Raw genomic sequence first — 23,871 nt, 5'->3', positions numbered from 1 at the left:
TATTATTCGTGAATATAATTGTAGCATCGCTTATGATTTTTATAGGTAAAAAATATTTTTTTTTAGAAGATGACTCAACAACATTTTCTTCATTTAAAAACTAAGAATTACCTTATAAATTATTAACTGTTTTTTTGTTGCGCAATAAATAGAATGAAATGAAAAAACTGCTTGCCTTTTTTCTTATATGCATTTTGGTCGCTTTTAAAATGCAAGATGATAAAATCACTATTTTTTTGGTAGGCGACTCCACTATGGCTAATAAACCATTAGAAGATAATCCTGAAAAGGGATGGGGTATGTATTTGCCGCAATTTTTTAATCATTCGGTAGTTGTTGAAAACAAAGCTGTAAACGGGCGTAGTACAAAAAGCTATATTGATGAAGGGAAATGGGATGCCGTTGTGCAGCAAATTAAACCGGGTGATTATGTTTTTATTCAATTTGGACATAATGATGAAAAAAAAGAAGATCCTAAAAGATATTCCGATGCTCAGGGAGCATACAAGGACAATTTAATCCGGTTTGTAAATGATGTTAAAAAGAAAAAAGGAATTCCCGTTTTATTAAGTCCTGTAGCTCGACGTAAATTTTTGCAGAATGGTTTAGTGGACGAGAAAATGCATGGCGATTATCCGGAGGTTGTAGAAGTAGTTGCTGATTCTTTGGATGTAGCCTATATTGATTTATTTACTTTAAGTAAAAATTTGTTACGTCAATTTGGCCCCGAGACTTCAAAGAATCTTTATTTGTGGATTCCCCCTCGCCATTATAATGCTTGTTTTAATGGAAGAACTGATGATACGCATTTTTCTTCATTTGGTGCCAAGTATATGGCTTCGCTTGTATGTTGCGCCATTAACGAATTGAAATTGCCTTTAAGAGATGCACTTTTAAAATCCGGTTTCGATAACAAGTTTGAATATGAATTACCTATTGTTTATGAGCCTCATTTTGCAAAAGATACATTCAATATACGTCAGTTTGGTGCCGTTAATGATGGAAAAACGCTAAATACTGAATTTATTCAAAATGCCATTAATGCCTGTAATAAAAATGGCGGTGGAGTTGTTGAAGTGCCCAATGGTTTCTGGATGACAGGTCCTATTGAATTAAAAAGCAATGTAAACTTATTTATAAATCGAGGTGCTATTTTACAATTTACTGCTGATTATAGTGCTTACAAATTAATTGAAAGTAACTGGGAAGGGCAACCGGCAGCTCGAAATCAATCGCCCATTTCTGCAAATAATGCGGTAAATATTGCCATAACCGGAAGCGGGATTATTGATGGTAATGGAGACGCTTGGCGGATGGTAAAAAAAGATAAACTCACCACAACACAATGGCAAAAATTAATTAATAGTGGTGGTATTTTAAGTAACGATAAAAAAACTTGGTATCCAACCATTGAAACTTATCGAGGTGCGCAAATAAAAAATGCGGGTGTTTTGAAAGAAGGTATGCAACTTTCAGACTTTGATTCCATTAAGACTTTTTTACGGCCTAATTTGTTGGTGTTTACTGCTTGTACTAATGTTTTATTGGAAGGGGTTACTTTTCAAAATTCACCTGCCTGGTGTCTGCATCCTTTCATGTGTAATCAATTAACTGTTCGTAATGTGTATGCTAAAAACCCTTGGTATGCACAAAACGGTGATGGAATTGACATTGAAAGTTGTAGTAACGTGTTTTTGGAGAACAGTACATTTGATGTAGGTGATGACGGAATTTGCATTAAAAGCGGCCGCGATACATCGGGTAGGAAAAGGAATATGCCAACGCAAAATGCATTAATACAAAATTGTTTGGTATATCATGCACATGGTGGTTTTGTAATTGGTAGTGAAATGAGCGGTGGTGCTAAAAACTTGTATGTACGCAATTGCAGTTTTATGGGTACCGATATTGGTTTGCGTTTTAAAACAGTTAGGGGAAGGGGCGGTGTAGTTGAAAATATTTATACTGCCAATATTAATTTGAAAGATATTATTGGTGAAGCTGTATTGTTTGATATGTATTATGCAGCCCAAGATCCGGTACCTTTATATGGCGAAGAAAGAACACCCCCAAAAGTTGAAGTTTTACCTATTACAGAAGCTACCCCCGTCTTTAAAAATTTTTATATCAACAACATTGTATGTAATGGCGCTTCAAAAGCAATATTTATAAGAGGTATTCCTGAAATGCCTGTTCAAAATGTGGTTTTCAATAATTTACAAATGCAAACACAGTCAGGTATCGATATTGAAGAAGCCAAACACATTCAAATAAATAATTGTACACTTACTGCAAAGCTATCCAGACCATTGGTTTATATATTGAATGCTGAAAATATTATGTTCAATCATTTTAATTTCAATAAGTCAACTGAATTGATGGTTGAGTTGCAGGGACCTCGCACAAAAAACATTCAATTTAAAAATATACCAAAACAAAATGCTTTACAATTAATTAAAACAGGTTTTGGTACAGAGCCAAATGTTGTAACTGTTACTGAATAGTTATGAAAGCGAAAATAATATTTCTGTTTACCTTATTTTTTTTGCAAAAAGTTTTTTGCAGGAATATTATTTTGTCTGAAAAGTTTGCTAATAATGTTGTTTGCACAACTGCCAACCAGAAAGCATTAAATGATAAATGGACCTATGAAAATGCCATACAGTTAAAAGCTATAATGGCTTTATGGCAATATACTGGTGAAAGAAAATATTTTCAATTTGTGCAAAACGTTGCGAATAACTTTTTACTAGATAGTGGGCATACAATAAAGACCTATCAAATCAATGATTTTAATCTCGACAATCTATTAGGTGGGAATATTTTTTTATCGCTTTATCAAATTACTGGAAATCAAAATTATTTCAATGCTGTTCAATGTTTGTATCAACAGCTTAAAAATCAGCCTCGAACTTTAGAAGGCGGCTTTTGGCATAAAGCTCGCTATCCACAACAAATGTGGTTAGATGGAATGTATATGGCTCATCCATTTTATACACATTATGCCTTTGCTTTTCACCAAACAGAAAATTTTAATGATATAGCTAGACAATTTTTATTGATTACTTATAAAGCGCGTAATAAAGTTAATGGCCTTCTATACCATGCATGGGATGCTGATTGTAAAGAAAAATGGAGTAATCCAATTACCGGAACTTCCCCCAATTTTTGGGGAAGGACAATGGGTTGGTATGGAATGGCATTAGTTGATGTTTTAGAAAATTTTCCAACGACTAATGTTTATTATGACTCATTAAAAGTTTTATTAAATGATTTTGTAAAAGCTGTTGCCGCTGTACAAGATGTTAAAACCGGTACATGGTGGAACGTTTTGAATTATGGAAACCATAATGGTAATTATTTAGAATCATCAGCAAGTTGCATGTTTACATATACCATTTTAAAGGCATTGCGTTTTAAGTGGATTGATGAAAAATATAAAACTGTAATTAATAAAGCGTATAAAGGTATAACACGCCATTTTGTTATTGAAAAAAATGATTCCTTTTTTTTAACTAATACAGTTAAGGTGAGTGGATTAGGTGGCAACCCTTATCGCGATGGAAGTTATCAATATTATTGCAGTGAACCTGTAGTTACTAATGATAGCAAAGGAATTAGCGCTTTTATTTTAATGGATATTGAAATGGATTTGTACAAACATTCTAACAAGGGTAAAGGTGTCACTGTTGTGTTAGATGATTATTTTAATGCTGAAAAAAAAGTTGATATAACCGGAACTCTAGTGCCTTTTCATTATAAATGGAATGAAATGAATAATGGTGGATTTTCAACTTTGCAATTTCTTTTTCAAAAATATGGGGTTACTACAAAACAATTGGCTGAAATGCCATCCAAAAATAATTTGCCACTCAATGGCATTTACTTAATTGTAGATGCGGATGATTCTAGTGAGAATCCTAATCCTAATTTTATGAATATCTCTACAGCTAATTTTCTAAGAGATTGGGTATATAAGGGTGGTGTTTTATGTGTTTTGCATAATGATAAAGGGAATTCAGAATTTAAGCACATGAATTTGTTGCTCAGCCAATTTGGTATTCAAGTGAATGAAGATAGTTATCAGCACTTTTCTGCTAATCAATTTATAGAAGGCGTAATAAACGTATCTAAAAATAATGAGGTATTACCGAATGCTGAATTAATATATCAAAAGGGTATTTGTTCTATTTCTATAAAATATCCTGCAAAGGCTATTCTAAAAAAGAATGGAGTAGTGGTAATGGCTTTAACAAAGTATGGAAGGGGTACAGTGTTTGTTACCGGTGATCCATGGTTGTACAACGAGTTTATTGATGGAAGGAAATTGCCTATACAATTTAATAATTATGTGGCCGCTGAAGATTGGATTCAATGGTTAATTCAACAAGTAAAAAATGGGAAAAGTTAGCATAAAATATTTCATTTTATTAATCATCCTTTGCGGCACTCATAACAACTTGTTGTTTGCTGAAGCGGTTGATACTTTGCATGTAAGTAAAACCAAACCCCATTGTTTTAAAAATATTCAACTTGCTATCAATGCAATTGATAGTAGTAATCATCATAAGCACGTTATTTTAATAGATTCAGGAACTTATAAAGAAAAAATTTATATAACTAAAAACAATATTCATTTTTTGGGTGAGGATAAAACTACTACGATTATTACACAAGCTATAGCACGAGATATTTGGCGTTGTAAAAATACTGATGATTGGGGTGTTGCAACTGTAAATATCAGTGGAAATGATATTACTATTGAAAATGTAACTATTCAAAATACTTACGGATTTGAGAATAATACTAAGGTGGTTCCTTGTGAAAATGATAGTTTGAATAATTTTTCAAAAACAATTAGGAAAGATGGTCACCAAATGGCATTAAGAACATTTGCAACAACGTGTTTAAAAGTATTGAATTGCATTTTAAAAGCTTATGGTGGAGATACTGTTAGCCCTTGGAATGTGAATGATGGAATGTTCTTTTTTAAAGATTGCTTAATGATGGGGGGAGTTGACTTCTATTGTCCAAGGGGTTGGGCTTATGCTGAAAATTGCACGTTTGTTGCTACAACCGGGCCTGCATGTATTTGGCACGATGGTTCTGGAAATGAAGACGCTAAAACAGTTTTAAAAAATTGTTTTTTTCAAGGTTATGATGGATTTATGTTGGGCCGTTTTCACAAGGATGCTCAATTTTATTTAATTAATTGTTCTTTTGCTAAAAATATGGCTAATAAGCCTATTTATTTAGTTCCTACTAACAATATTATTCGTTGGGGATATAGAGTTTACTATTATAACTGCCATAAAGCCGGTGGTGATTACAGTTGGTTTAAAAATAATTTAGAAACTGCAAAGGGATCACCGTTACCTGATGCTATTAATGCTAATTGGGTATTTGGCAATAAATGGAATCCTTATTTAAATTAACAGGTATGAAATTATGTAAAAGCAATTTAGCAGCTATTAAAAAAACAAGGGAGTTGTCAATACCTAGTGAAGAAATTTTTTCTTTGCCGGAAAAGGTTATTCAATTTGGAACAGGTGTTTTATTAAGAGGACTTCCCGATTATTTTATTGATAAAGCCAATAAACAGGGACTTTTTAATGGTAGAATTGTTGTGGTTAAATCCACAAATGCCGGTTCAACTGATGCATTTAATGAACAGGATGGATTATATACTTTAGTTGTACGTGGAATTGAAAATAATGTCAAAGTACAAGAATATTGGGTGAATGCTGCTATTAGTAGAGTATTGAATGTACACAATGAATGGAATGACATTCTATCTTGTGCTGCAAACCCTAATATGCAAATAGTAATATCCAATACAACAGAAGTAGGTATTTCATTAATGGAAGATGATGATATTTTTGCCGAACCACCTGTTTCTTTTCCTGGAAAATTATTGGCATTTTTGTATCATAGGTTTACCATTTTTAATGGCACTGACAGCAGTGGAATGGTCATTATTCCAACTGAATTAATTGTGAATAATGGAAAGAAGTTAAAAGAAATTATTATTGAATTAGCAAAGCGCAATCATTTAAACAACGACTTTTTGAAATGGTTGAATGAAGCCAATGATTTTTGTGATTCATTGGTAGATAGAATTGTTCCCGGAAAATTATCACAGCATGATGCCAAATTCCTTAATCACGAGTTAGGATATGAAGATGAGTTGATGATTATGAGCGAAGCTTATCGTTTATGGGCCATTGAAACTTCTCGTCATTCTACCAAAAATATTTTATCTTTTGCAAAGGCTGATGCTGGCGTTATTATAGAAGACGATATAAGCATATATCGTGAACTAAAACTTCGTTTATTAAATGGCACGCATACTTTTTCATGTGGGTTAGCATTTTTGGCAAGATTTAATACTGTTAAAGAGGCGATGGACAACCGCATTTTTGCTTCCTATGTTACCAACTTAATGCTTTATGAAATTGCCCCGGTTATATTAAGTGAAAAACTAACGCAACAAAAAGCTAAACAATTTGCATTACAAGTATTGGATCGATTTAGAAATCCAGCCATTGCTCATCAATGGATAAATATTACCATGCAATATACTTCCAAAATGAAAATGCGCAATGTTCCCCTAATTGAAGCATATCTGCAACAATTTAAATCGGTACCGCAATTTATGGCCTTGGGAATTACAGGATATTTATATTTCATGCAATCAAATGTGAATGAACAAGGACAGCCGGTTCAACAGCAGGGACAGAATACTTATATATTACAAGATGATTATGCCTTGCAAATACATCAATTATGGAAAAGCAATGCTGATTTTTCAACAATAATTGATACTATTTTATCGAACGAAAATTATTTAAATATAAAATCTGCTCTCTTGCCTAATTTAGAAACTCAAATTGAATTATACCTAACCAATATGCAGCAAAATAATGTGCTAACAGTTATGGAAGAATTGATGCATCAACAAATGGTTTCTTCAATTAATTAAATGAAATGATTTATGCAGAATGCTATTATTAAAATTCATCCAAATGATAATGTTGTTGTTGCTTTGCGTGATTTAAAAAAAGGTGAAAAATTAGAATATGCTAATGAAGAATATACTGTAATAGAAGATATAACAGCTAAACATAAGTTTTACGTTAACAACATGCAACCCGGTGATGCGGTAATTATGTATGGTGTTTTAGTAGGTAAGGCTCAAACTAACGCTTTGGCAGGATCATTAGTAACTACTGCAAACTTAAAACATGCAGCCGAGCCATATGCTTACCGATCAAAAAAATATATATGGCATAAACCTGATGTATCTGCTTTTTTAAACAGAACTTTTAATGGTTATTATAGAGCAGATGGTAGTGTGGGAACTGCTAACTATTGGTTATTTATACCAACCGTATTCTGTCAAAACAGAAATCTTGACGTAATTAAAGAGGCTTTACATAGTGCTTTGGGATATGCTGTTACAGATCAATATAAAAATTTTGCACAGCAATTGGTTGATGCTTATGAAAAGCAAATTCCAATTGATTCAGTTTCATTTGAAAATATTGCAAAACCATCTCAACGCCGATTATTTAAAAATGTGGATGGAATTAAATTTTTGAACCATCAAGGTGGTTGCGGTGGTATTCGGCAGGATGCAGCAGTTTTAGGAAAATTATTAGCTGCTTATGCTAATCATCCCAATGTAGGGGGTGTTACCGTTATAAGTTTAGGGTGTCAAAATTTGCAATTAGCTGAATTGCTCAATGAAATTAAAAGTTATCATACAACATTCAATAAACCTTTATTGGTTTTTGAACAACAACAAATTGGTAATGAAACAACTTTAGTTTCCGAAGCAATTCGGCAAACTTTTAAAGGATTAATGCAGATTAATGAAATTGATAGAAAGCCTGCACCGTTATCTAAATTAACATTAGGTGTTAAATGTGGAGGCAGTGACGGTTTTAGTGGTATTTCTGCCAATCCATCTGTAGGTTATTGCGCCGATTTGTTAGTAGCTTTAGGTGGTAAAGTTTTATTGGCTGAATTTCCTGAATTGTGTGGTGTTGAGCAAGAACTGATTGATAGAATGGATAATGAATCAATTGCCAATAAATTTACACAATTAATGCATGCTTATAGCAATGCCGCAATTCAATCCGGCTCGGGTTTTCATATGAACCCTTCTCCCGGCAACATAAAAGATGGTTTAATTACTGATGCAATGAAAAGTGCGGGGGCAGCAAAAAAAGGTGGTACATCTCCAATTGTGGATGTACTTGATTATACTGAAGAAGCTGTAAAGCCCGGTTTGAATTTAGTTTGTACGCCGGGTAATGATGTTGAAGCTACAACTGGCAAGGCTGCTAGTGGTGCAACCTTAATTTTATTCACAACCGGTTTAGGAACGCCTACCGGAAATCCTGTTTGTCCTGTAATAAAAGTTTCCAGTAATAACCTATTAGCAGAAAAAATGGCTGATATTATTGATATAAATACCGGTCCCGTTATTGATGGTGTATTATCCATAGAAGAAATGGGTAATCAGATTTTGGAATATTGTATTAAAGCCGCAAGTGGTGAAGTAATTCCTAAAGCTGTTCAACTGAACCAAGATGATTTTATTCCGTGGAAACGTGGGGTGAGTTTATAATTTTTTTAAAAACTATTATGTAAAATTTTAAATATGAAAACATTTTTAGACGAAAATTTTTTATTACATAATAAAACTGCTGTTCAGCTATACTATGATTATGCTGAAAAAATGCCAATTATTGATTACCATTGTCATTTATCACCGCAGCAAATAGCTAATGATGCTCGGTTTTCAACTATTACACAAGTATGGTTATATGGAGATCATTATAAATGGCGTGCAATGCGTACCAATGGAGTAAGTGAAATGTACTGTACCGGTAATGCTTCCGATAAAGAAAAATTTTTGCAATGGGCTGCTACAGTTCCTTATACTTTAAGGAATCCATTGTACCATTGGACTCATTTAGAATTGAAAAGATATTTTGGTATAAACGATATTTTAAATGAACATTCTGCGGAAAAAATTTATGAACATTGTAATGCGTTGTTAAATCAACCGGATTACTCTGTAAAAAATTTATTGCGCAAAATGAATGTTTACACTGTTTGCACTACAGATGATCCTGTTGACACATTAGAATATCATCAAAAATTAAAAGCCGATTCCTTTGAAATACCTATTTTACCTGCTTTTAGGCCTGATAATGCCATGAATGTTGCTGATCCGGAAAAATTTAATGCGTATGTAAAAAAACTGGAATCTATCACAAATATTTCTATTTCGTCATTCGATGATTTTTTGTATGCGTTGCAAAATCGTCACGATTTTTTTGCATCCATGGGTTGTAGTGTAAGTGATCATGGGTTAGAAGAAATTTATGCAGAAGATTTTACCGGTTCTGAAATTGATAGTATTTTTAATAAAGTACATGCCGGTAAACATTTAAATGAGGTAGAGCAAAGAAAATTCAAGTCTGCTATGTTGGTGCATTTCGCTGAATGGGATTGGGAAAAAGGATGGGTACAGCAATATCATTTAGGCGCTTTGCGTAATAATAATACTAGAATGTTAAAAACTTTAGGACCGGATACAGGATGGGATTCAATTGGTGATTTCAAGTATGGAAAAAGCTTATCAAAATTTTTGGGAAAATTAGATAATGATGATCGATTGGCTAAAACAATATTATACAATTTGAATCCGGCCGATAATGAATTAATGGCCACTATGATTGGAAATTTTAATGATGGTTCTGTTGCCGGAAAGATTCAATTTGGTGCAGCTTGGTGGTTTTTAGATCAGAAAGATGGAATGGTAAAACAAATGAATGCGCTTTCTAACATGGGTTTGTTAAGTAGGTTTGTTGGGATGCTTACTGACTCACGAAGTTTTCTATCCTATCCACGGCATGAATATTTCAGAAGAATTTTATGTAACTTATTTGGAGAAGAAATTGAAAACGGCGAATTGCCAAATGATATACCTTGGATAGGGAAGGTAATACTGGATATTTGTTTTTACAATGCTAAAAACTATTTTAATTGGTAGATTTTTTATAATGAAATAAATATTATAATCATTAAACATTTTTTATAAAGCATAAATCTGGAATGATTGGTGATTAATTTTTTACAGTGGTTATTGGCATTATAGATACTAAGTAAAATACAATGAAAAAAATTTTATGTTTTGGTGAGTTGTTACTAAGAATCTCACCACCTGCAGCAAGCAATTGGTTATCGCAACATCAATTGCAAGTGTATTTAGGTGGTGCAGAATTAAATGTAGCGCATGCTTTAGCTAATTGGAAGTTGCCGGTATCTTACTGCACAGCCTTGCCAAATAATTTTATTGCAGATGATATAATTAATCAATTAAAGCATGCACAAATAGATACTGCTGCAATTCAACGTGGTGGAAATAGAATAGGGTTGTATTTTTTGCAGCAAGGAACAGATGTAAAAAATAAACAGGTTTATTTTGATAGAAAAGCCTCAGCATTTGCAGAATTGCAACCCGGCACAATCAATTGGGGGAATGTTTTAGCCAATGTTAAATGGTTGCATTTTTCAGCAATTGTACCTGGGTTGAATGATACCCTTGTACAAGTTTGTGAAGAAATGTTAGAGGCTGCTTCAAAAAAAAATATAACCATTTCACTCGATTTAAATTATCGTGCTTCACTCTGGAGCCCCAACCGAAAACCGGATACAATATTGCCTTCTTTAGCAAAATATTGCCACGTAATTATGGGCAATATTTGGTCGGCTAATTTATTATTAGGTGCGCCATTGCATCTTCCTAATGAAGATAAAATGGCAAAGGATGAATATTTGCATCATGCGGAATCAACAGTTTCCTATATTATCAATCAATTTCCTAAATGCCATACCGTTGCTAATACTTTTCGTTTCGATATGCCTGACGGTTCCCTTCAATATTATGCAAGTTTATTTCATGAAGGGCAATTTTGGGTTTCACCTGAAATGCAATCGAATAATGTAAAAGATAAAGTAGGTAGTGGCGACTGTTTTATGGCTGCGTTGGTATATGGTATTGAGCAAAATATGCAAACGCAGCAAATTATAAATTTTGCGGCTGCTGCTGCATTTGGTAAATTACATGAATTTGGTGATGTAACACAACAAACCATTCCCGATATTATAAAAATAATGCAACAATATGCTTAGCCAAGAAAATACAACCCATATTATTAAAAATGCAATTATTCTACCTCTGTTTTATCATCATGATGCTATTACATGTATTGCAATAAGCAAGGCTTTGTATGCAGGTGGTATTCGTGCCATAGAGTTTACAAATAGGGGTGAAAAAGCGCTAGCGAATTTTAAAATCTTAGTTGAAGAGCGCAATAAAACAATGCCGGATTTGTTATTGTGTGTGGGTACCATAACCAATACTACCGATGCACAATTGTTTATTGAAGCAAGTGCAGATGTTTTGATAAGCCCTGTTTTTGATGCTGATATATCAGATATTGCTTACATGCATAAAATTTTATGGATTCCCGGTTGTATGACGCCTACAGAAATACACACAGCATATTCTGCGGGATGGTCGTTACTTAAACTTTTTCCGGGTAATGTATTGCAGCCCCATTATGTACAAGCCATTAAGCCTTTATTTCCTAAAATTGATTTTTTAATTACCGGCGGTGTGGAAGCTAATACAGAAAACATCATGGAATGGCGTAAGTCCGGTGCCGTTGGTGTAGGGTTAGGAAGTAAATTAATTACTTCTTCTGTAATTAATAATGGGAATATGCATGAATTAACTGAAAAAGTTGCCCGTTTGGTTCAATTTTTTTCAAATCATAACTAATATTAATGAATCGAAATAAGTTAGGTAACTATCGCTGGACGATTGTTGCATTGTTATTTTTTTCTACCACTATTAACTATATGGACAGACAAGTAATTGGATATTTAAAACCTATTTTGTCTGATAAGTATGGATGGTCTAATTCTGACTTTGCTTTAATTACTTCTTGGTTCACCGGTTTTTATGCTACAATTACCATATTCGCCGGGGCTATAATAGATAAAATTGGTACTAAATTAGGGTTGGCTATATCGCTCAGTTTTTGGTCGCTTATGGGAATGGTTAATGCTTTTTGTGGAGGCGCAGTGTATCAGCATGTTATTGTAAGAAGTTTATTTGGTATAGGTGAAGCGGGAAATTTTCCTGCATCTATAAAAACTGTGGCAGAATGGTTTCCTAAAAAAGAAAGGGCATTGGCAACAGGTATTTTTAATAGTGGTGCTAATGTTGGTGCAATGGTTGCAGCTTTATTAGTACCATGGTTAGCTGCTCATACTTGGTTTAATAATTCACTAGAGGGTTGGCAAATGGCTTTTCTATTAACTGGGGCTATTGGACTCATATGGTTGATTTTTTGGTTTGCTATCTATCAAACACCTATTAAACATAAAAAATTATCGAAGGCAGAATTCGAACATATACACAGTGATGATGTAAGTAATGTTGAAGTAAAGTCTGATAAAAATAAAATACCTTGGATTAAATTATTAGCCTACCGTCAAACATGGTCATTTTTTATAGGTAAGTTCTTAACTGATGGTGTATGGTGGTTTTTATTGTTTTGGCTACCTGACTATATGAAAAAACAATTTAATATGCAAGGTGAAGCAATAATGTTGCCTTTATTTACTGTTTATGGTATAGCCATTATTGGAAGTGTTGCCGGCGGAGGATTTCCAATGTACTTTATTAATAAAGGAATGGAAACTTATCAAGCAAGAATGAAAGCAATGTTTATTATAGCACTGTTACCGATTATACTAGTAACTACTCAGTATTTTGGCAATGTATCAATTTTTGGCAATACTGCTTACATTTATGCTTTAATTGTTATTTGTATTGCTGCAGCTGCGCATCAGGCATGGTCGGCGAATATTTTTACAACGGTATCGGATTTGTTTCCTAAGAAAGCAGTTGGTTCGGTAACAGGTATAGGAGGTCTTGCGGGTGGAATAGGAGGGGTATTAATGCAGTTAATGGCCGGATGGTTAACGGATGCTTTTAAAAATAATCCTCAAACTGCGTATTTAATTTTATTTTTAGTGTGTGCTTTTGCATACATTATTGCATGGCTAATTATGAAAGTACTAGTGCCCAAATTTTCTCCCATTGCTGATTTATAATTTATTTCGTTATGCGTTTAGTTGTTTTTTTTATACTCATTATTTATTCAATACCTAGTATGGTAAATGCTCAACAACGTATTTATTTGTATGCCGATAGTGATAGTAATATAATTAAAAATGGTTTTGATACAGTTAAGCCCTATATGGAATACTACCTGGCAACCAATCAACTTTCCAACAATCCTAGAACTGCAATTTTAATTTGTCCTGGTGGCGGTTACAAGTATTTAGCATGGGAGAAGGAAGGTGTTAAGCCTGCAAAATTTTTCAATTCAAATGGTATTGACGTGTTTGTATTACATTATCGTGTTAATGATGAAATGCTGCATGGGCATGGCTATCCGGCACAATATAATGACGCCAATAAAGCACTTAATTATATTTATGATCATGCTGATTCTTTTCATATACAAAAAAACAGAATAGGTATAATGGGTTTTTCTGCGGGTGGGCATTTAGCTGCAACTATAAGTACATTGAATCCCTTAAACCCTAAAACTTTTACTCCTTCATTTTCTATCTTGGTTTATCCTGTCATTACAATGGAAAATCCTTATGCACATGCAGGTAGCAAAAAAATGCTTTTGGGAGAAGATTCAAGTGCAGATTTAATTAAACAACTTTCAGTAGAAAAAAATATTTCTCCTAATACTCCACCTGCAATTATTATTCAAGCCGGAGATGATAAAACGGTGCCCGTACAAAACAGCATAATGTATTATGAACAATTATTGGCCAATCATATTCCTGCAGCATTATTTATTTATGATCATGGTAAACATGGTTTTGGAATGGCAGAAAATGATCCATGGTTAAGTCAATGGCCACAACAGGTAGTAGCATGGTTAAAAGAATGTCACTTTCTTTAATTATAAAAGTGAGCTTTTGCAAGTTTAAATATGTCTTCTTTTAATTTTATTTTAAGCATTGTTTAAGTATATTATAATTTTGTTTAAGACTTTCAAATGCACATGGAGTAATAACTTCACCACTCATTGTTAAATAAAAATTATTTAACTTTTTAATGAGGAATGGTGCAGCTTTTTTTCACTAAGTGTACTCATTTCTTAAATTAAAAATTGAATAGAAAAATTTTAGGGATGATTACAAATAACCTCCCCTTTTTTAATGTGCTCATTCTAAAAACCAAATATTAAACACATGAGAAAATTTCTAACCTTGTTTTTATGCTTACTAGTGACAGCCGGTTCACTGTTAGCACAACCCCGAACAGTAAAGGGAAAAATTGTTGATGAAAATGGCACTCCACTTTCTGGTGTATCTGTTTTAGTCAAGGGTACACAGTTAGGTACTAGTTCTGGTGAAGATGGAAGTTTCACCATTCAGGTGCCGGAATCTGCAAAATCACTATCATTTACTGCAGTCAATTTTGCTCCATTGCAACTTCCCATCACAAATAATATGATGGTAAAAATGCAAAGAGGCTCATCTGATTTATCAGAAGTTGTGGTTGTAGCATATGGTACAACTAAAAAAACAAATGTGACAGGTTCAGTTGCAACTATTAGTGGCTCAGAAGTAGCAGATAAACCTTTCACGTCTGTTGATAAAGCAATGCAAGGTGCAGTTGCCGGTTTGCAATCAACGTCTTCATCTGGTGCTCCCGGTTCAGCAACTGATATACGTATACGCGGAATTGGTTCTATTAATGCCAGTGCGTCCCCACTTTGGGTTATTGATGGAGTAATTGCCTCAACTGGAGATTTTACTGTTAATACTACAACAGCCAACGTATTAAGTTCTTTAAATCCTGATGATATAGAAAGTATAACAGTTTTAAAAGATGCAGCTGCAACCTCAATTTATGGTTCACGTGCAGCAAATGGAGTAATATTAGTTACTACAAAAAAGGGGAAAGCAGGCCAAACACGTATAAATTTTAGTACAGAAATTGGTGACAATAGCAGAGCTTACGATCCTAAAGTTAAACCATTAACTACTGCCCAGTCCGTTACAGTTTATCAGCAAGCTTTAATTAATGCTGGTTATGCCGCAAATAACACAGATGCTAATGCTATTATATTTGATCCAGTAAATGGATTTGGTGTTGATTCTACTGTAAATACAAACTGGTATAATGTTGTAAATCAGCCACATGCGTCTCAACAACAATACAATCTTAGTTTAAGTGGAGGCAATGATAAAACACAATTTTATGCAAGTGGTGGTTATTTTAATCAAGATGGTACTACTCTAAATACCTATTTTAAAAGGTATAATGGGAGTTTATCTATTACGCATCATGTCAGTGATAAAATAACATTTGCCACAGGTTTAAATGGAAGTACCAGTGAACAATCAACCCCAACTAACGGAGGTTCATTTTCTAATCCAGTATTAGAATCTTTCTTCTTATTGCCATGGTATTCACCTCGTAACGCTGATGGTTCTTTGAAATACAATGATCCACAAGGAGAATTTCCTTTAAATGGAGGTATATACAACCCATTAGTACAAGCAGCTTATAATAAAAATACTGCCAAACAAACTACTTTTAGGGGCTATGTATCAGGTGAATTCCAAATTTTAAAGAACTTGAAATTCACTAGCCGTTACTCAGGTGAATATTTCAACATTCAGGAAGATCAATATCGTAACCCTTTTTATGGTGATGGATACGCTCATGGTGGGGATGCTTTTTCTGCTTTTACAAGAGTATTTGATTGGACTTGGAGTAACTTTGCAGACTTTAAGCAAAATTTGAACAAAGCAAACGATATTTACTTTGATTTGAAATTAGGTTATGAAGCGCAGCAATATAAATATTATACGTTGCAATCCGGCGCTCAAGGATTTCCTAGTACATTAGCATTAACTTATCTAGCTTCGGCTGCTACACCCACATCTGCATATGCTTTGCCGAGTGGTAATGCTACAAACTCAATTTTTTCTAATGCAGATATAAATTTTAAAAACAAATATGTTCTTAGTGGAAGTTTTAGAAGAGATGGTTCTTCTGTATTTGGAGTAAATAATCGGTATGGAAACTTTTTTTCTGTAGGTGCTACATGGAATATTAATGAAGAAGATTTCATTAAGAACATAACATGGATTAATTTATTGAAACTAAGAGCATCTTATGGTTCTAATGGTAATTCATTGGGCTTTGGAAACTATCAAGCGCTTGCAACTTATGGGTATGGTTATAACTATACAGGTATACCGGGTAGTGCACCTTCAAATATCGGGAATCCCAACTTAACATGGGAAAAAAATAAACCCTTTGATGTGGGTGTTGATTTTAGCATTTTTAAAGATAGATTATTTGGAACTATTGATTATTATAATAGAGTTACTTCCGATTTATTGGCTAATACTACCTTGTCACCGACTTCCGGCTTCCCAGGTGGTCAATTAAGTAATGTTGGTAGCGTAAAAAATGAGGGTATTGAAATTACTTTAGGTGGAAAACCGGTTGTTACTAAAAATTTCTCATGGACTGTATCTTTCAATTTCGCACATAACAAAAATAGGGTAGAATCATTATTTCAAAATAAGTCTATTAGTTCTTCTCCATTCTATTATACTGTGGGTCATGATTTACAAGAATTTTACTTGCGTCAATGGGCTGGTGTTGATCCAAGCAATGGAGACCCAAATTGGTATACAGATGCTACTAAAAAAACAAAAACAAATAATTATTCTGCAACCCAGTTAGCCTTAACAGGCTATTCTGCAGCACCCAAATATTATGGTTCATTGAACAATACGTTCGTATACAAAAACTTTTCTTTAGACGCACAATTATTTTATAACTATGGTAACTATTTGTTTGACCAATGGGGTGCTTATTTAAATAGTGATGGGGCATATTATGGTGGGTTCAATCAGTTGAATACACAATTAAATGCATGGAAAAATCCAGGTGATATTACAAATGTTCCCAAAATTATTTATGGTGGCAATAAGAATGGTTATCGTACATCTACGAGATACATCTACAAAGGTGATTATGTTCGCTTAAGAAATATTCAGTTAAATTATACACTGCCTGGATCTTTAGTAAAAAGAGCATATTTAAAGAATGTTACCATATATGTTAGAGGAACAAATTTATTCACATTTGGGGTTGACAAAAACTTAGCTTTTGATCCTGAAGCCGGTATTAATGGAATAGGCAACTTAGAAGTTTTTATTCCTAAAACAATTGCTGGTGGTATCAAAATTGGTTTGTAATACCTGAATTTAAATTAAATATTTATAATTATTATAATAAAAATATTTTACAATGAAAAGTTTTCTAAAACAATATGCCCTTACGTTTTGTTCATCTGCATTAATTCTAATGGGGTGTAGCAAAAACTTTATTGTGGAAAATCCAAATGATTCAGTACCTGCTACTCAAGCTTTAAATACAGAATCAGGATTACAAGATGCCTTGAATGGTGCCTATGCTGGGTTACGTGCTGTATCTCTTTACGGTAGAGATTTTCCTGTAATTGGTGATTTACAGGCAGATAATACTTATGTCGAAACAAAAAATTCTGGTCGCTATTTGTCACAATACAATTATAGTGTTGTTTCTAGTGATGCTGTTGTTGGTGAAATGTGGAATCAAGCTTATATCGACATTTTGCGTGTTAACAATATTATTGATGCTAATGTTACCGGACCAAATGTAGCAGCTATCAAGGCACAAGCTTACGCTATAAGAGGACTTTTATACTTTAAATTAGTTAATATTTATGCGCAACCCTATACTGTAGATTCAACTTCTTTAGGCGTTCCTATAATATTGCATTTCAATCCTAACCTATTTCCGGCAAGAAATAAAGTAAGTGAAGTATACAGTCAAATTATTAGTGATTTAAAGATGGCAGTTGCCAATGCTCCTGCTTACAGTACCTCAGTTAGAATTAGCAAATATGCTGCTGAAGGTTTACTGGCAAGAGCTTATTTATACATGGGCGATTATGCCGATGCTAAAAGTGCAGCTGTAGATGTAATTAATAATAGTACGTTTACTTTAGTTACCCCAAATAATTATGCAGCTTTTTGGCAAAATCCTGCTGCTCGTACTGATGCTGTTGAAACTATGTTTGAAGTTGATTGTGATGCCATTAATAATAATGGCTTTGATGATTTAGGTGGTATTTATTATAATGGTTATAATGATATTTATTGTTCTAGCCAATTGTATAATTTGTATTCTCCTACAGATGTTAGAAGGGGCTTGTTGGTTCCCGGCACTACTAAAAGTGGCTCTCCTGCATACATCGTAACCAAGTTTCCTAATGCGCAAAATACAGATAGGGATAATTTAAAAGTTATAAGATTGGCAGAAGTTTACTTAATTGCTGCGGAGGCTTCATTGCCAACTAACCAAACAGATGCATTATATTATTTAAATGCTTTGCTAGCACAACGTGATCCACTTGCTGTTCCTTATGCTGTAACTGGTCCTTTACTTCTTCAAGCAATTGTTACTGAAAGACGTAAGGAGTTAGCTTTTGAAGGGGATAGATTGTATGATATGAATAGATTACAATTACCTATTAATCGTGTTGCTAACCCAGGATCTATTCCTGCAGGGCCTAATAATATTAATTTAAGTATACCTTATCCTGATAATAGAAGGGTTGCACCAATTCCTCAACAAGAATTAACTGCCAATCCGAATATTGTTCAAAACCCTGGATATTAGTTTTAAGTTGAAGCTTTTAATTTAAATAGGCTGGCACTTAATGAAGTGTCAGCCTATTTTTTTGAAATTCCTATTAAAACGATAAAAACTTAGATAAAACCTGTCTTATAATGTTAATTATAAAAGTTTATTTACGAAACTATTCTTTATTCAACTCATGTAACAAGCGTTCTTTTACTCTATCATAAAACGAATGTTTATCAATAATTAACGCAACCATATTTGCAATCATAGCCGCAACAAGTAAATGAAAAATTAGAGTATGTCTATCGGTCATTTCTAAAACTAAAATTGCACATGTAAATGGAGTTCTGCTTAATCCAGTTAAAAAAGCCACCATACCTGCTAAAATAAGTACATTAGTATCAGTTGCCGATGCATGTAGCCATCCTGCAATAACTGCTCCAACTGTTGATCCTGCACTCAAAGAGTTTACCATAATTCCTGCAGCACCACCCATTGGGTTGCAAATAATAATGCCTGCAGTTCTTAATATGGGTAAATACCATGGCAAATGTTTGTTATTCTCAAATAAAATATTTGTCATTAAATCCTTTCCTGAATTTAATACCCGCATATCTATATAATACGCAATTGTGGCTAATATTAATGCGCCCACTACAATATATAAGATAGATTGGTATGTTTTTTTAAAACCATCTTTCCACTTTATAATTTTTAAAACATAGTAGCCCGTTGTTGCACCTAAAATACCGGCAACTATTCCTACTATCATTACAGGAATAAAAATGAAATTGGATAAATGTGCAACGTTGGGATATCCTAAATATAAAAATGGACCTGCTAATGCTTGTGTGGTTAAGCCTGCAATAATGAGTGAAGAAAAAATGGAGGTTCTAAAATTGCTAATATGCGATTTTGTTAATTCTTCCATAGCAAAAACAATACCTCCTAATGGGGTATTGAATGCAGCAGATAAACCGGCAGCAGCTCCGGTCATAATCATGTATCTTTTTGAAATCTTCGGCCACCAATCCGGTAACCATTCATTTACTTTTCTAAATATCGAACTGCTAATATGTATTATTGGCCCTTCCCTTCCTAATACTCCACCTCCAAAAATGAATACTAAACTTGATAAAATTTTGAAAATAATAATTCTAATGCCCAATAATTTGGTTAATTTTTCTTCATTATTTGGTTTGGCAATTTCAATTGCAGCCATTACTTGCGCATTACCACTACCTTTAGCAAATGGAGCAAATTGTTTAACAAGCCACCATGCAATTATAAAAGAAATGGGTGGAATAATAAAAAGGAGGTATTTATTTTTCAAATAAATACTCATGCCTAAACTTTCTGCCCATGAAAAAGCTTTGCCATAATATACCGCAATTAAACCTACTAATAAGGAAGCAACCCAATAAGGAATGGCGCCTAAAATATTTCTTCTGATTCTATCATTATGAAAATTGTCGTAAAGTCTTTTTCCTGCAATTTTAATTTTGTTAATATGATTCATGGTTACGCTTAATATTCAAAATACGGTTTAAACTTAAATTTCGCATAATTTTATACAAAAATCTGTGCAAAGGTCAGAATTTATTCACAGTGAATAAATTAATAAACAATTAGAAATGCTTTTTTACCTATTTATAAACCCATTTTTGCTTTTTAATTACTTCTAATTCAAATAAAATTTTTGAAAATCAAAAGAATGATGATTATGGATGAAAAAAAAATATTATTGGTTGAAGATGAATCAAAAATTGCGCAAGCTTTAAAAAAAGGCTTATCGGAAAATGGGTATTATGTTGAAGCAGTTTTTGATGGGACTATTGCAAAACGACTTTTTCAACAACATGAGTACGATTTGATTATACTAGATGTGAATTTGCCGGGTATGAATGGATATGAATTATGTAAGTTTGTTCGGACACACAATCAACATATACCCGTTATCATGCTAACTGCTCTCAGTACTACCGATGATAAAATAGAAGGGTTTGATGCAGGTGCAGATGATTACGTTATAAAACCATTTGAGTTTAAAGAGCTGTTGGTTAGAATCCGAGCTTTGTTGAAACGTACCCTTAATCAACAAATCCCAATGGGAAATATATTACGTGTGGCTGATTTGGAAATGAACTTAGATAGTAAAGAAGTAAAACGAGGTGACCAAAAAATTATTTTAACTGCTAAAGAATTTCAATTGTTGGAATATTTCATGAGAAATAGAAACAGAGTACTTTCCCGTGCTGACATAGCTGAAAAAGTGTGGGATATTGATTTCGATACACAAACCAATGTTATTGATGTATATGTTAATTATTTAAGAAATAAAATTGACAAACAATTTCCGGTTAAATTAATTCATACGCAAGTAGGAATGGGATACGTTTTAAAAGAGGAGTATAACCGTTAATATAGTATTACTATATGCTGTATTACAATAATTTTAATTACCCCTTATGAAGATTAAATATCGCATTGCAGTTTTATTTACCCTTGTTGTATCGTTCATATTACTGTTACTGTGTGCTTCAATATTTTATTTCTCAAATTTAAATAGGGCTTTTTCTTTTAGGGAACGTATCAAAAACCGAGCGGTTACTACTGTTAGTTTATTGTTTAAGGTATCAGGCATTAATCCAAACTTACTTAGAAGAATTGATGAGATAACACAAATTTCTTTAGATCAAAAAAGTTTTCAAATCTTTAATAAAGCAGGCAACATTATATATAGCTACGCTGATGACAATGTTACTCCGGTTCCAATCAATGCTAACATTCTTTTAAAAGCAAAAGAAAAAGGCACCTATTTTTTTAATTATGAAGGAAGAGATGTTGTGGCAGTGAATTATGCTGATGGTGATACTAGTTATATTGTTGTGGGTGCTGCATTTGATAAAGACGGATTTCAAAAATTGGATGAGCTTAAATTAATTTTATTCTTTAGCTTCATTATTGGTGTATTAATTACTTTTTTATCTGGACTATTTTTTTCAGAAAGAATTGTGCATCCTATACAAAAAATTACCAAAGAAGTGAAAGAAATTTCTTCACAAAACTTATCCCGAAGAATTGAATTAAAAGAGCCCAAAGATGAATTATACCAATTGTCTTTCACCTTTAACGATTTAATGAATCGCTTGCAAGAATCATTTGAAATACAAAGAAGGTTTATTGCAAATGCCTCTCATGAATTGTCTACACCATTAACGGCTATATCCAGTCAACTAGAAATTACAATACAAAATGAGCGAACGGTTGATGAATACAAATCTGTCATTTCCTCTGTATATGATGATGTAAAAAATTTAAATCAATTAACCAGAAGTTTATTAGAAATTGCAAAAGCCAGTGGTACAAGTGATGGAATTGAGCTTTCATTGGTTCGTATTGATGAATTACTTATGCGATTGCCTGTTGAACTGCGAAAAACGAATACAGATTATTATGTGCAATTGCATTTTGAAACTTTTCCGGAAAATGAGGATAAATTATTGGTTTTTGGTAATACTGATTTACTGTTCAGTGCTATCAAAAATATAGTAACGAATGCTTGTAAGTATTCTTCTAATCATACGGCGAATGTTTCACTTTCATTTTCTGATAATGAGCTGTACATAATTGTGAAAGATAATGGCCCTGGAATTTCACAAAAAGATCTGGATTTAATTTTCCAACCCTTCTATCGGGGGGAAGAAGCTGAAAGTAAACATGGGTTTGGCTTAGGCCTTCCCCTTGCTTTACGAATCATTAAAATGCATAAAGGAAATATTACCATCAACAGCACAGTAGGTCAGGGCTCTCAGTTTACTATTGTACTCCCAATTGGTCGCTCATTCCACCTAATATAAAGTTTTAATTCTTTTCTAATCTAGTATTAATAGCCGGCTAATTAATAGCACATAACTTGCATTGGTTTTTAAATATTATTCTCTTTTATTTAAAGAAATATTTAAACAATTCATGAACATAAAATTTTTTTTTTCAATGAAACTTTCTTTAACAATATTATCAGCAACTTCCTTATTATTGATAGGAGTAGGATGTGTAAGCCCCAAAAAATTAAGAACTGCTGAAGCTAAATATGCTCAGCTTGATTCAGCTTATGTTGCTAAGCAAAACGAATTAAGAGATTGTCAGGGTAACTTAAAAAATTCTAGTGATCAAAAGACAGATTTAGCAAAACAAAAAGCTGATTTATTAGCTAAAATTGATGACTTAAATAAGCAGATAGATTTTCTAAAGAAGAATAACACACAAGTGCTAGACCAATTAAAGGATTTATCTGTAGTTTCTGGTGCTCAAGCCGAAAGCATTAAACAGTCATTGTCTAATTTAAATGCAAAAGATAGTTACATTGCTAATTTACAAAGTTCATTAGCCAGAAAAGATTCCTTGAATATGGCTTTGGTAATGAATTTGAAGAGTGCCCTTAGTGATGTAAATGATACAGACATTAATATCAAGGTTGAAAAGGATGTCGTATATATAGATATTTCTGATAAGTTACTTTTCAATAGTGGTAGTTACACAGTTACTAATAGAGCCAAGTATGTATTAGGAAAAGTAGCAAAAGTTTTAAATGCACATCCTAATATTGAATTTATGGTTGAAGGTAACACAGACTCAAAGCCTTATCGTAATGGAGTTTTATTGGACAACTGGGATTTGAGCGTTAAACGTGCAACTGCTGTTACTAGGATTTTGCAAAATAATTATCAAATAGATCCAAGGAGAATTACAGCTGCAGGTCGTAGTGAATATGCGCCGGTTGCTCCTAATGATACAAAAGAGGGTAGAGCTGCTAATAGAAGAACAAGAATTATTATTCTTCCACAGCTTGATCAATTCTTTAAATTATTGGAAAAGAATAATCAATAACTATTTAAGGTTTTCTCATATACTCAAGCAGGGTTAATTAAAGCCGCACTTTTCTAAGCGTGGCTTTTTTGTTTAATAAACTTCTAATTTCTTCTTAATAGCTTGCTAATTTTTGTTATGTAAGTTTGTTTATCCCAAAATGT

16 protein-coding genes are annotated in these 23,871 nt (G+C 33.1%); 15 read left to right on the top strand and 1 reads right to left on the bottom strand.

Features of this window, described 5'->3' with window-relative positions:
* The first annotated feature begins 158 nt into the window (after window positions 1–158).
* From ACP5P5_RS02065 to ACP5P5_RS02010, 12 genes are all read left to right on the top strand, one after another.
* On the top strand, window positions 159–2,504 hold the full coding sequence (locus ACP5P5_RS02065) for a glycosyl hydrolase family 28 protein (RefSeq protein WP_428284453.1): 2,346 nt from the start codon (window positions 159–161) through the stop codon (window positions 2,502–2,504).
* A gap of 71 nt (window positions 2,505–2,575) precedes the next feature.
* Window positions 2,576–4,411: a glycoside hydrolase family 88/105 protein gene (locus ACP5P5_RS02060; protein WP_428284452.1), complete on the top strand. Its 1,836-nt coding sequence runs from the start codon at window positions 2,576–2,578 to the stop codon at window positions 4,409–4,411.
* Entirely contained in the window at window positions 4,398–5,435 is a 1,038-nt protein-coding gene (locus ACP5P5_RS02055; protein ID WP_428284451.1) for a pectinesterase family protein, read from the top strand. The genes ACP5P5_RS02060 and ACP5P5_RS02055 overlap by 14 nt, the downstream gene beginning before the upstream one ends.
* A gap of 5 nt (window positions 5,436–5,440) precedes the next feature.
* Complete coding sequence (locus ACP5P5_RS02050) at window positions 5,441–6,982, top strand: tagaturonate reductase (protein ID WP_428284450.1); 1,542 nt, start codon at window positions 5,441–5,443, stop codon at window positions 6,980–6,982.
* A 12-nt stretch (window positions 6,983–6,994) separates the two neighbouring features.
* Window positions 6,995–8,635: a UxaA family hydrolase gene (locus ACP5P5_RS02045; RefSeq protein WP_428284449.1), complete on the top strand. Its 1,641-nt coding sequence runs from the start codon at window positions 6,995–6,997 to the stop codon at window positions 8,633–8,635.
* A 33-nt stretch (window positions 8,636–8,668) separates the two neighbouring features.
* Window positions 8,669–10,069: a glucuronate isomerase gene (gene uxaC, locus ACP5P5_RS02040; protein WP_428284448.1), complete on the top strand. Its 1,401-nt coding sequence runs from the start codon at window positions 8,669–8,671 to the stop codon at window positions 10,067–10,069.
* A 122-nt stretch (window positions 10,070–10,191) separates the two neighbouring features.
* Window positions 10,192–11,211, top strand: a complete 1,020-nt coding sequence (locus ACP5P5_RS02035) for a sugar kinase (protein ID WP_428284447.1) — start codon at window positions 10,192–10,194, stop codon at window positions 11,209–11,211.
* A complete protein-coding gene (locus ACP5P5_RS02030; RefSeq protein ID WP_428284446.1) occupies window positions 11,204–11,863 on the top strand; it encodes a bifunctional 4-hydroxy-2-oxoglutarate aldolase/2-dehydro-3-deoxy-phosphogluconate aldolase in 660 nt (219 codons plus the stop codon). The genes ACP5P5_RS02035 and ACP5P5_RS02030 overlap by 8 nt, the downstream gene beginning before the upstream one ends.
* A 5-nt stretch (window positions 11,864–11,868) precedes the next feature.
* Window positions 11,869–13,206: an MFS transporter gene (locus ACP5P5_RS02025; RefSeq protein WP_428284445.1), complete on the top strand. Its 1,338-nt coding sequence runs from the start codon at window positions 11,869–11,871 to the stop codon at window positions 13,204–13,206.
* Between the two features lie 11 nt (window positions 13,207–13,217).
* A complete protein-coding gene (locus ACP5P5_RS02020) occupies window positions 13,218–14,078 on the top strand; it encodes an alpha/beta hydrolase (RefSeq protein WP_428284444.1) in 861 nt (286 codons plus the stop codon).
* Window positions 14,079–14,370: 292 nt separating this feature from the next.
* Complete coding sequence (locus ACP5P5_RS02015) at window positions 14,371–17,406, top strand: SusC/RagA family TonB-linked outer membrane protein (protein WP_428284443.1); 3,036 nt, start codon at window positions 14,371–14,373, stop codon at window positions 17,404–17,406.
* Window positions 17,407–17,458: 52 nt separating this feature from the next.
* Complete coding sequence (locus tag ACP5P5_RS02010; RefSeq protein ID WP_428284442.1) at window positions 17,459–18,874, top strand: RagB/SusD family nutrient uptake outer membrane protein; 1,416 nt, start codon at window positions 17,459–17,461, stop codon at window positions 18,872–18,874.
* Window positions 18,875–19,013: 139 nt separating this feature from the next.
* Here ACP5P5_RS02010 and ACP5P5_RS02005 read toward each other — a convergent pair whose 3' ends face one another.
* Window positions 19,014–20,357, bottom strand: coding sequence for a chloride channel protein (locus tag ACP5P5_RS02005; protein WP_428284441.1), 1,344 nt, complete (start codon window positions 20,355–20,357; stop codon window positions 19,014–19,016).
* A gap of 180 nt (window positions 20,358–20,537) precedes the next feature.
* Between ACP5P5_RS02005 and ACP5P5_RS02000 the strand changes: the two genes are divergently transcribed.
* The 3 genes from ACP5P5_RS02000 (at window position 20,538) to ACP5P5_RS01990 (ending at window position 23,728) form a co-directional block, all read left to right on the top strand.
* Complete coding sequence (locus ACP5P5_RS02000) at window positions 20,538–21,260, top strand: response regulator transcription factor (protein WP_428284440.1); 723 nt, start codon at window positions 20,538–20,540, stop codon at window positions 21,258–21,260.
* 46 nt (window positions 21,261–21,306) lie between these two features.
* Window positions 21,307–22,698, top strand: a complete 1,392-nt coding sequence (locus ACP5P5_RS01995) for a sensor histidine kinase (protein WP_428284439.1) — start codon at window positions 21,307–21,309, stop codon at window positions 22,696–22,698.
* A 136-nt stretch (window positions 22,699–22,834) separates the two neighbouring features.
* Window positions 22,835–23,728 carry an OmpA family protein gene (locus ACP5P5_RS01990; RefSeq protein WP_428284438.1) on the top strand — a complete coding sequence of 298 codons (894 nt, stop codon included), beginning with the start codon at window positions 22,835–22,837 and terminating at the stop codon, window positions 23,726–23,728.
* The last annotated feature ends 143 nt before the right edge of the window (window positions 23,729–23,871 follow it).

The sequence above is a fragment of the Hydrotalea sp. genome (assembly GCF_049968455.1).
Classification (GTDB): domain Bacteria; phylum Bacteroidota; class Bacteroidia; order Chitinophagales; family Chitinophagaceae; genus Hydrotalea.
The sequence above is the reverse complement of the archived record's forward strand: the minus strand, read 5'-3'. Positions and strand labels throughout refer to the sequence as shown.

Excerpts from the sequence above, each read along its gene's own strand:
- ACP5P5_RS02045 (WP_428284449.1), top strand. The coding sequence starts at position 6,995 with ATGCAGAATGCTATTATTAAAATTCATCCAAATGATAATGTTGTTGTT.
- ACP5P5_RS02010 (WP_428284442.1), top strand. The coding sequence starts at position 17,459 with ATGAAAAGTTTTCTAAAACAATATGCCCTTACGTTTTGTTCATCTGCA.
- ACP5P5_RS01990 (WP_428284438.1), top strand. The coding sequence starts at position 22,835 with ATGAAACTTTCTTTAACAATATTATCAGCAACTTCCTTATTATTGATA.
- ACP5P5_RS02050 (WP_428284450.1), top strand. The coding sequence starts at position 5,441 with ATGAAATTATGTAAAAGCAATTTAGCAGCTATTAAAAAAACAAGGGAG.
- ACP5P5_RS02020 (WP_428284444.1), top strand. The coding sequence starts at position 13,218 with ATGCGTTTAGTTGTTTTTTTTATACTCATTATTTATTCAATACCTAGT.
- ACP5P5_RS02035 (WP_428284447.1), top strand. The coding sequence starts at position 10,192 with ATGAAAAAAATTTTATGTTTTGGTGAGTTGTTACTAAGAATCTCACCA.
- ACP5P5_RS02055 (WP_428284451.1), top strand. The coding sequence starts at position 4,398 with ATGGGAAAAGTTAGCATAAAATATTTCATTTTATTAATCATCCTTTGC.
- ACP5P5_RS02030 (WP_428284446.1), top strand. The coding sequence starts at position 11,204 with ATGCTTAGCCAAGAAAATACAACCCATATTATTAAAAATGCAATTATT.
- ACP5P5_RS02005 (WP_428284441.1), bottom strand. The coding sequence starts at position 20,357 with ATGAATCATATTAACAAAATTAAAATTGCAGGAAAAAGACTTTACGAC.
- uxaC (WP_428284448.1), top strand. The coding sequence starts at position 8,669 with ATGAAAACATTTTTAGACGAAAATTTTTTATTACATAATAAAACTGCT.
- ACP5P5_RS02065 (WP_428284453.1), top strand. The coding sequence starts at position 159 with ATGAAAAAACTGCTTGCCTTTTTTCTTATATGCATTTTGGTCGCTTTT.
- ACP5P5_RS02015 (WP_428284443.1), top strand. The coding sequence starts at position 14,371 with ATGAGAAAATTTCTAACCTTGTTTTTATGCTTACTAGTGACAGCCGGT.
- ACP5P5_RS01995 (WP_428284439.1), top strand. The coding sequence starts at position 21,307 with ATGAAGATTAAATATCGCATTGCAGTTTTATTTACCCTTGTTGTATCG.
- ACP5P5_RS02025 (WP_428284445.1), top strand. The coding sequence starts at position 11,869 with ATGAATCGAAATAAGTTAGGTAACTATCGCTGGACGATTGTTGCATTG.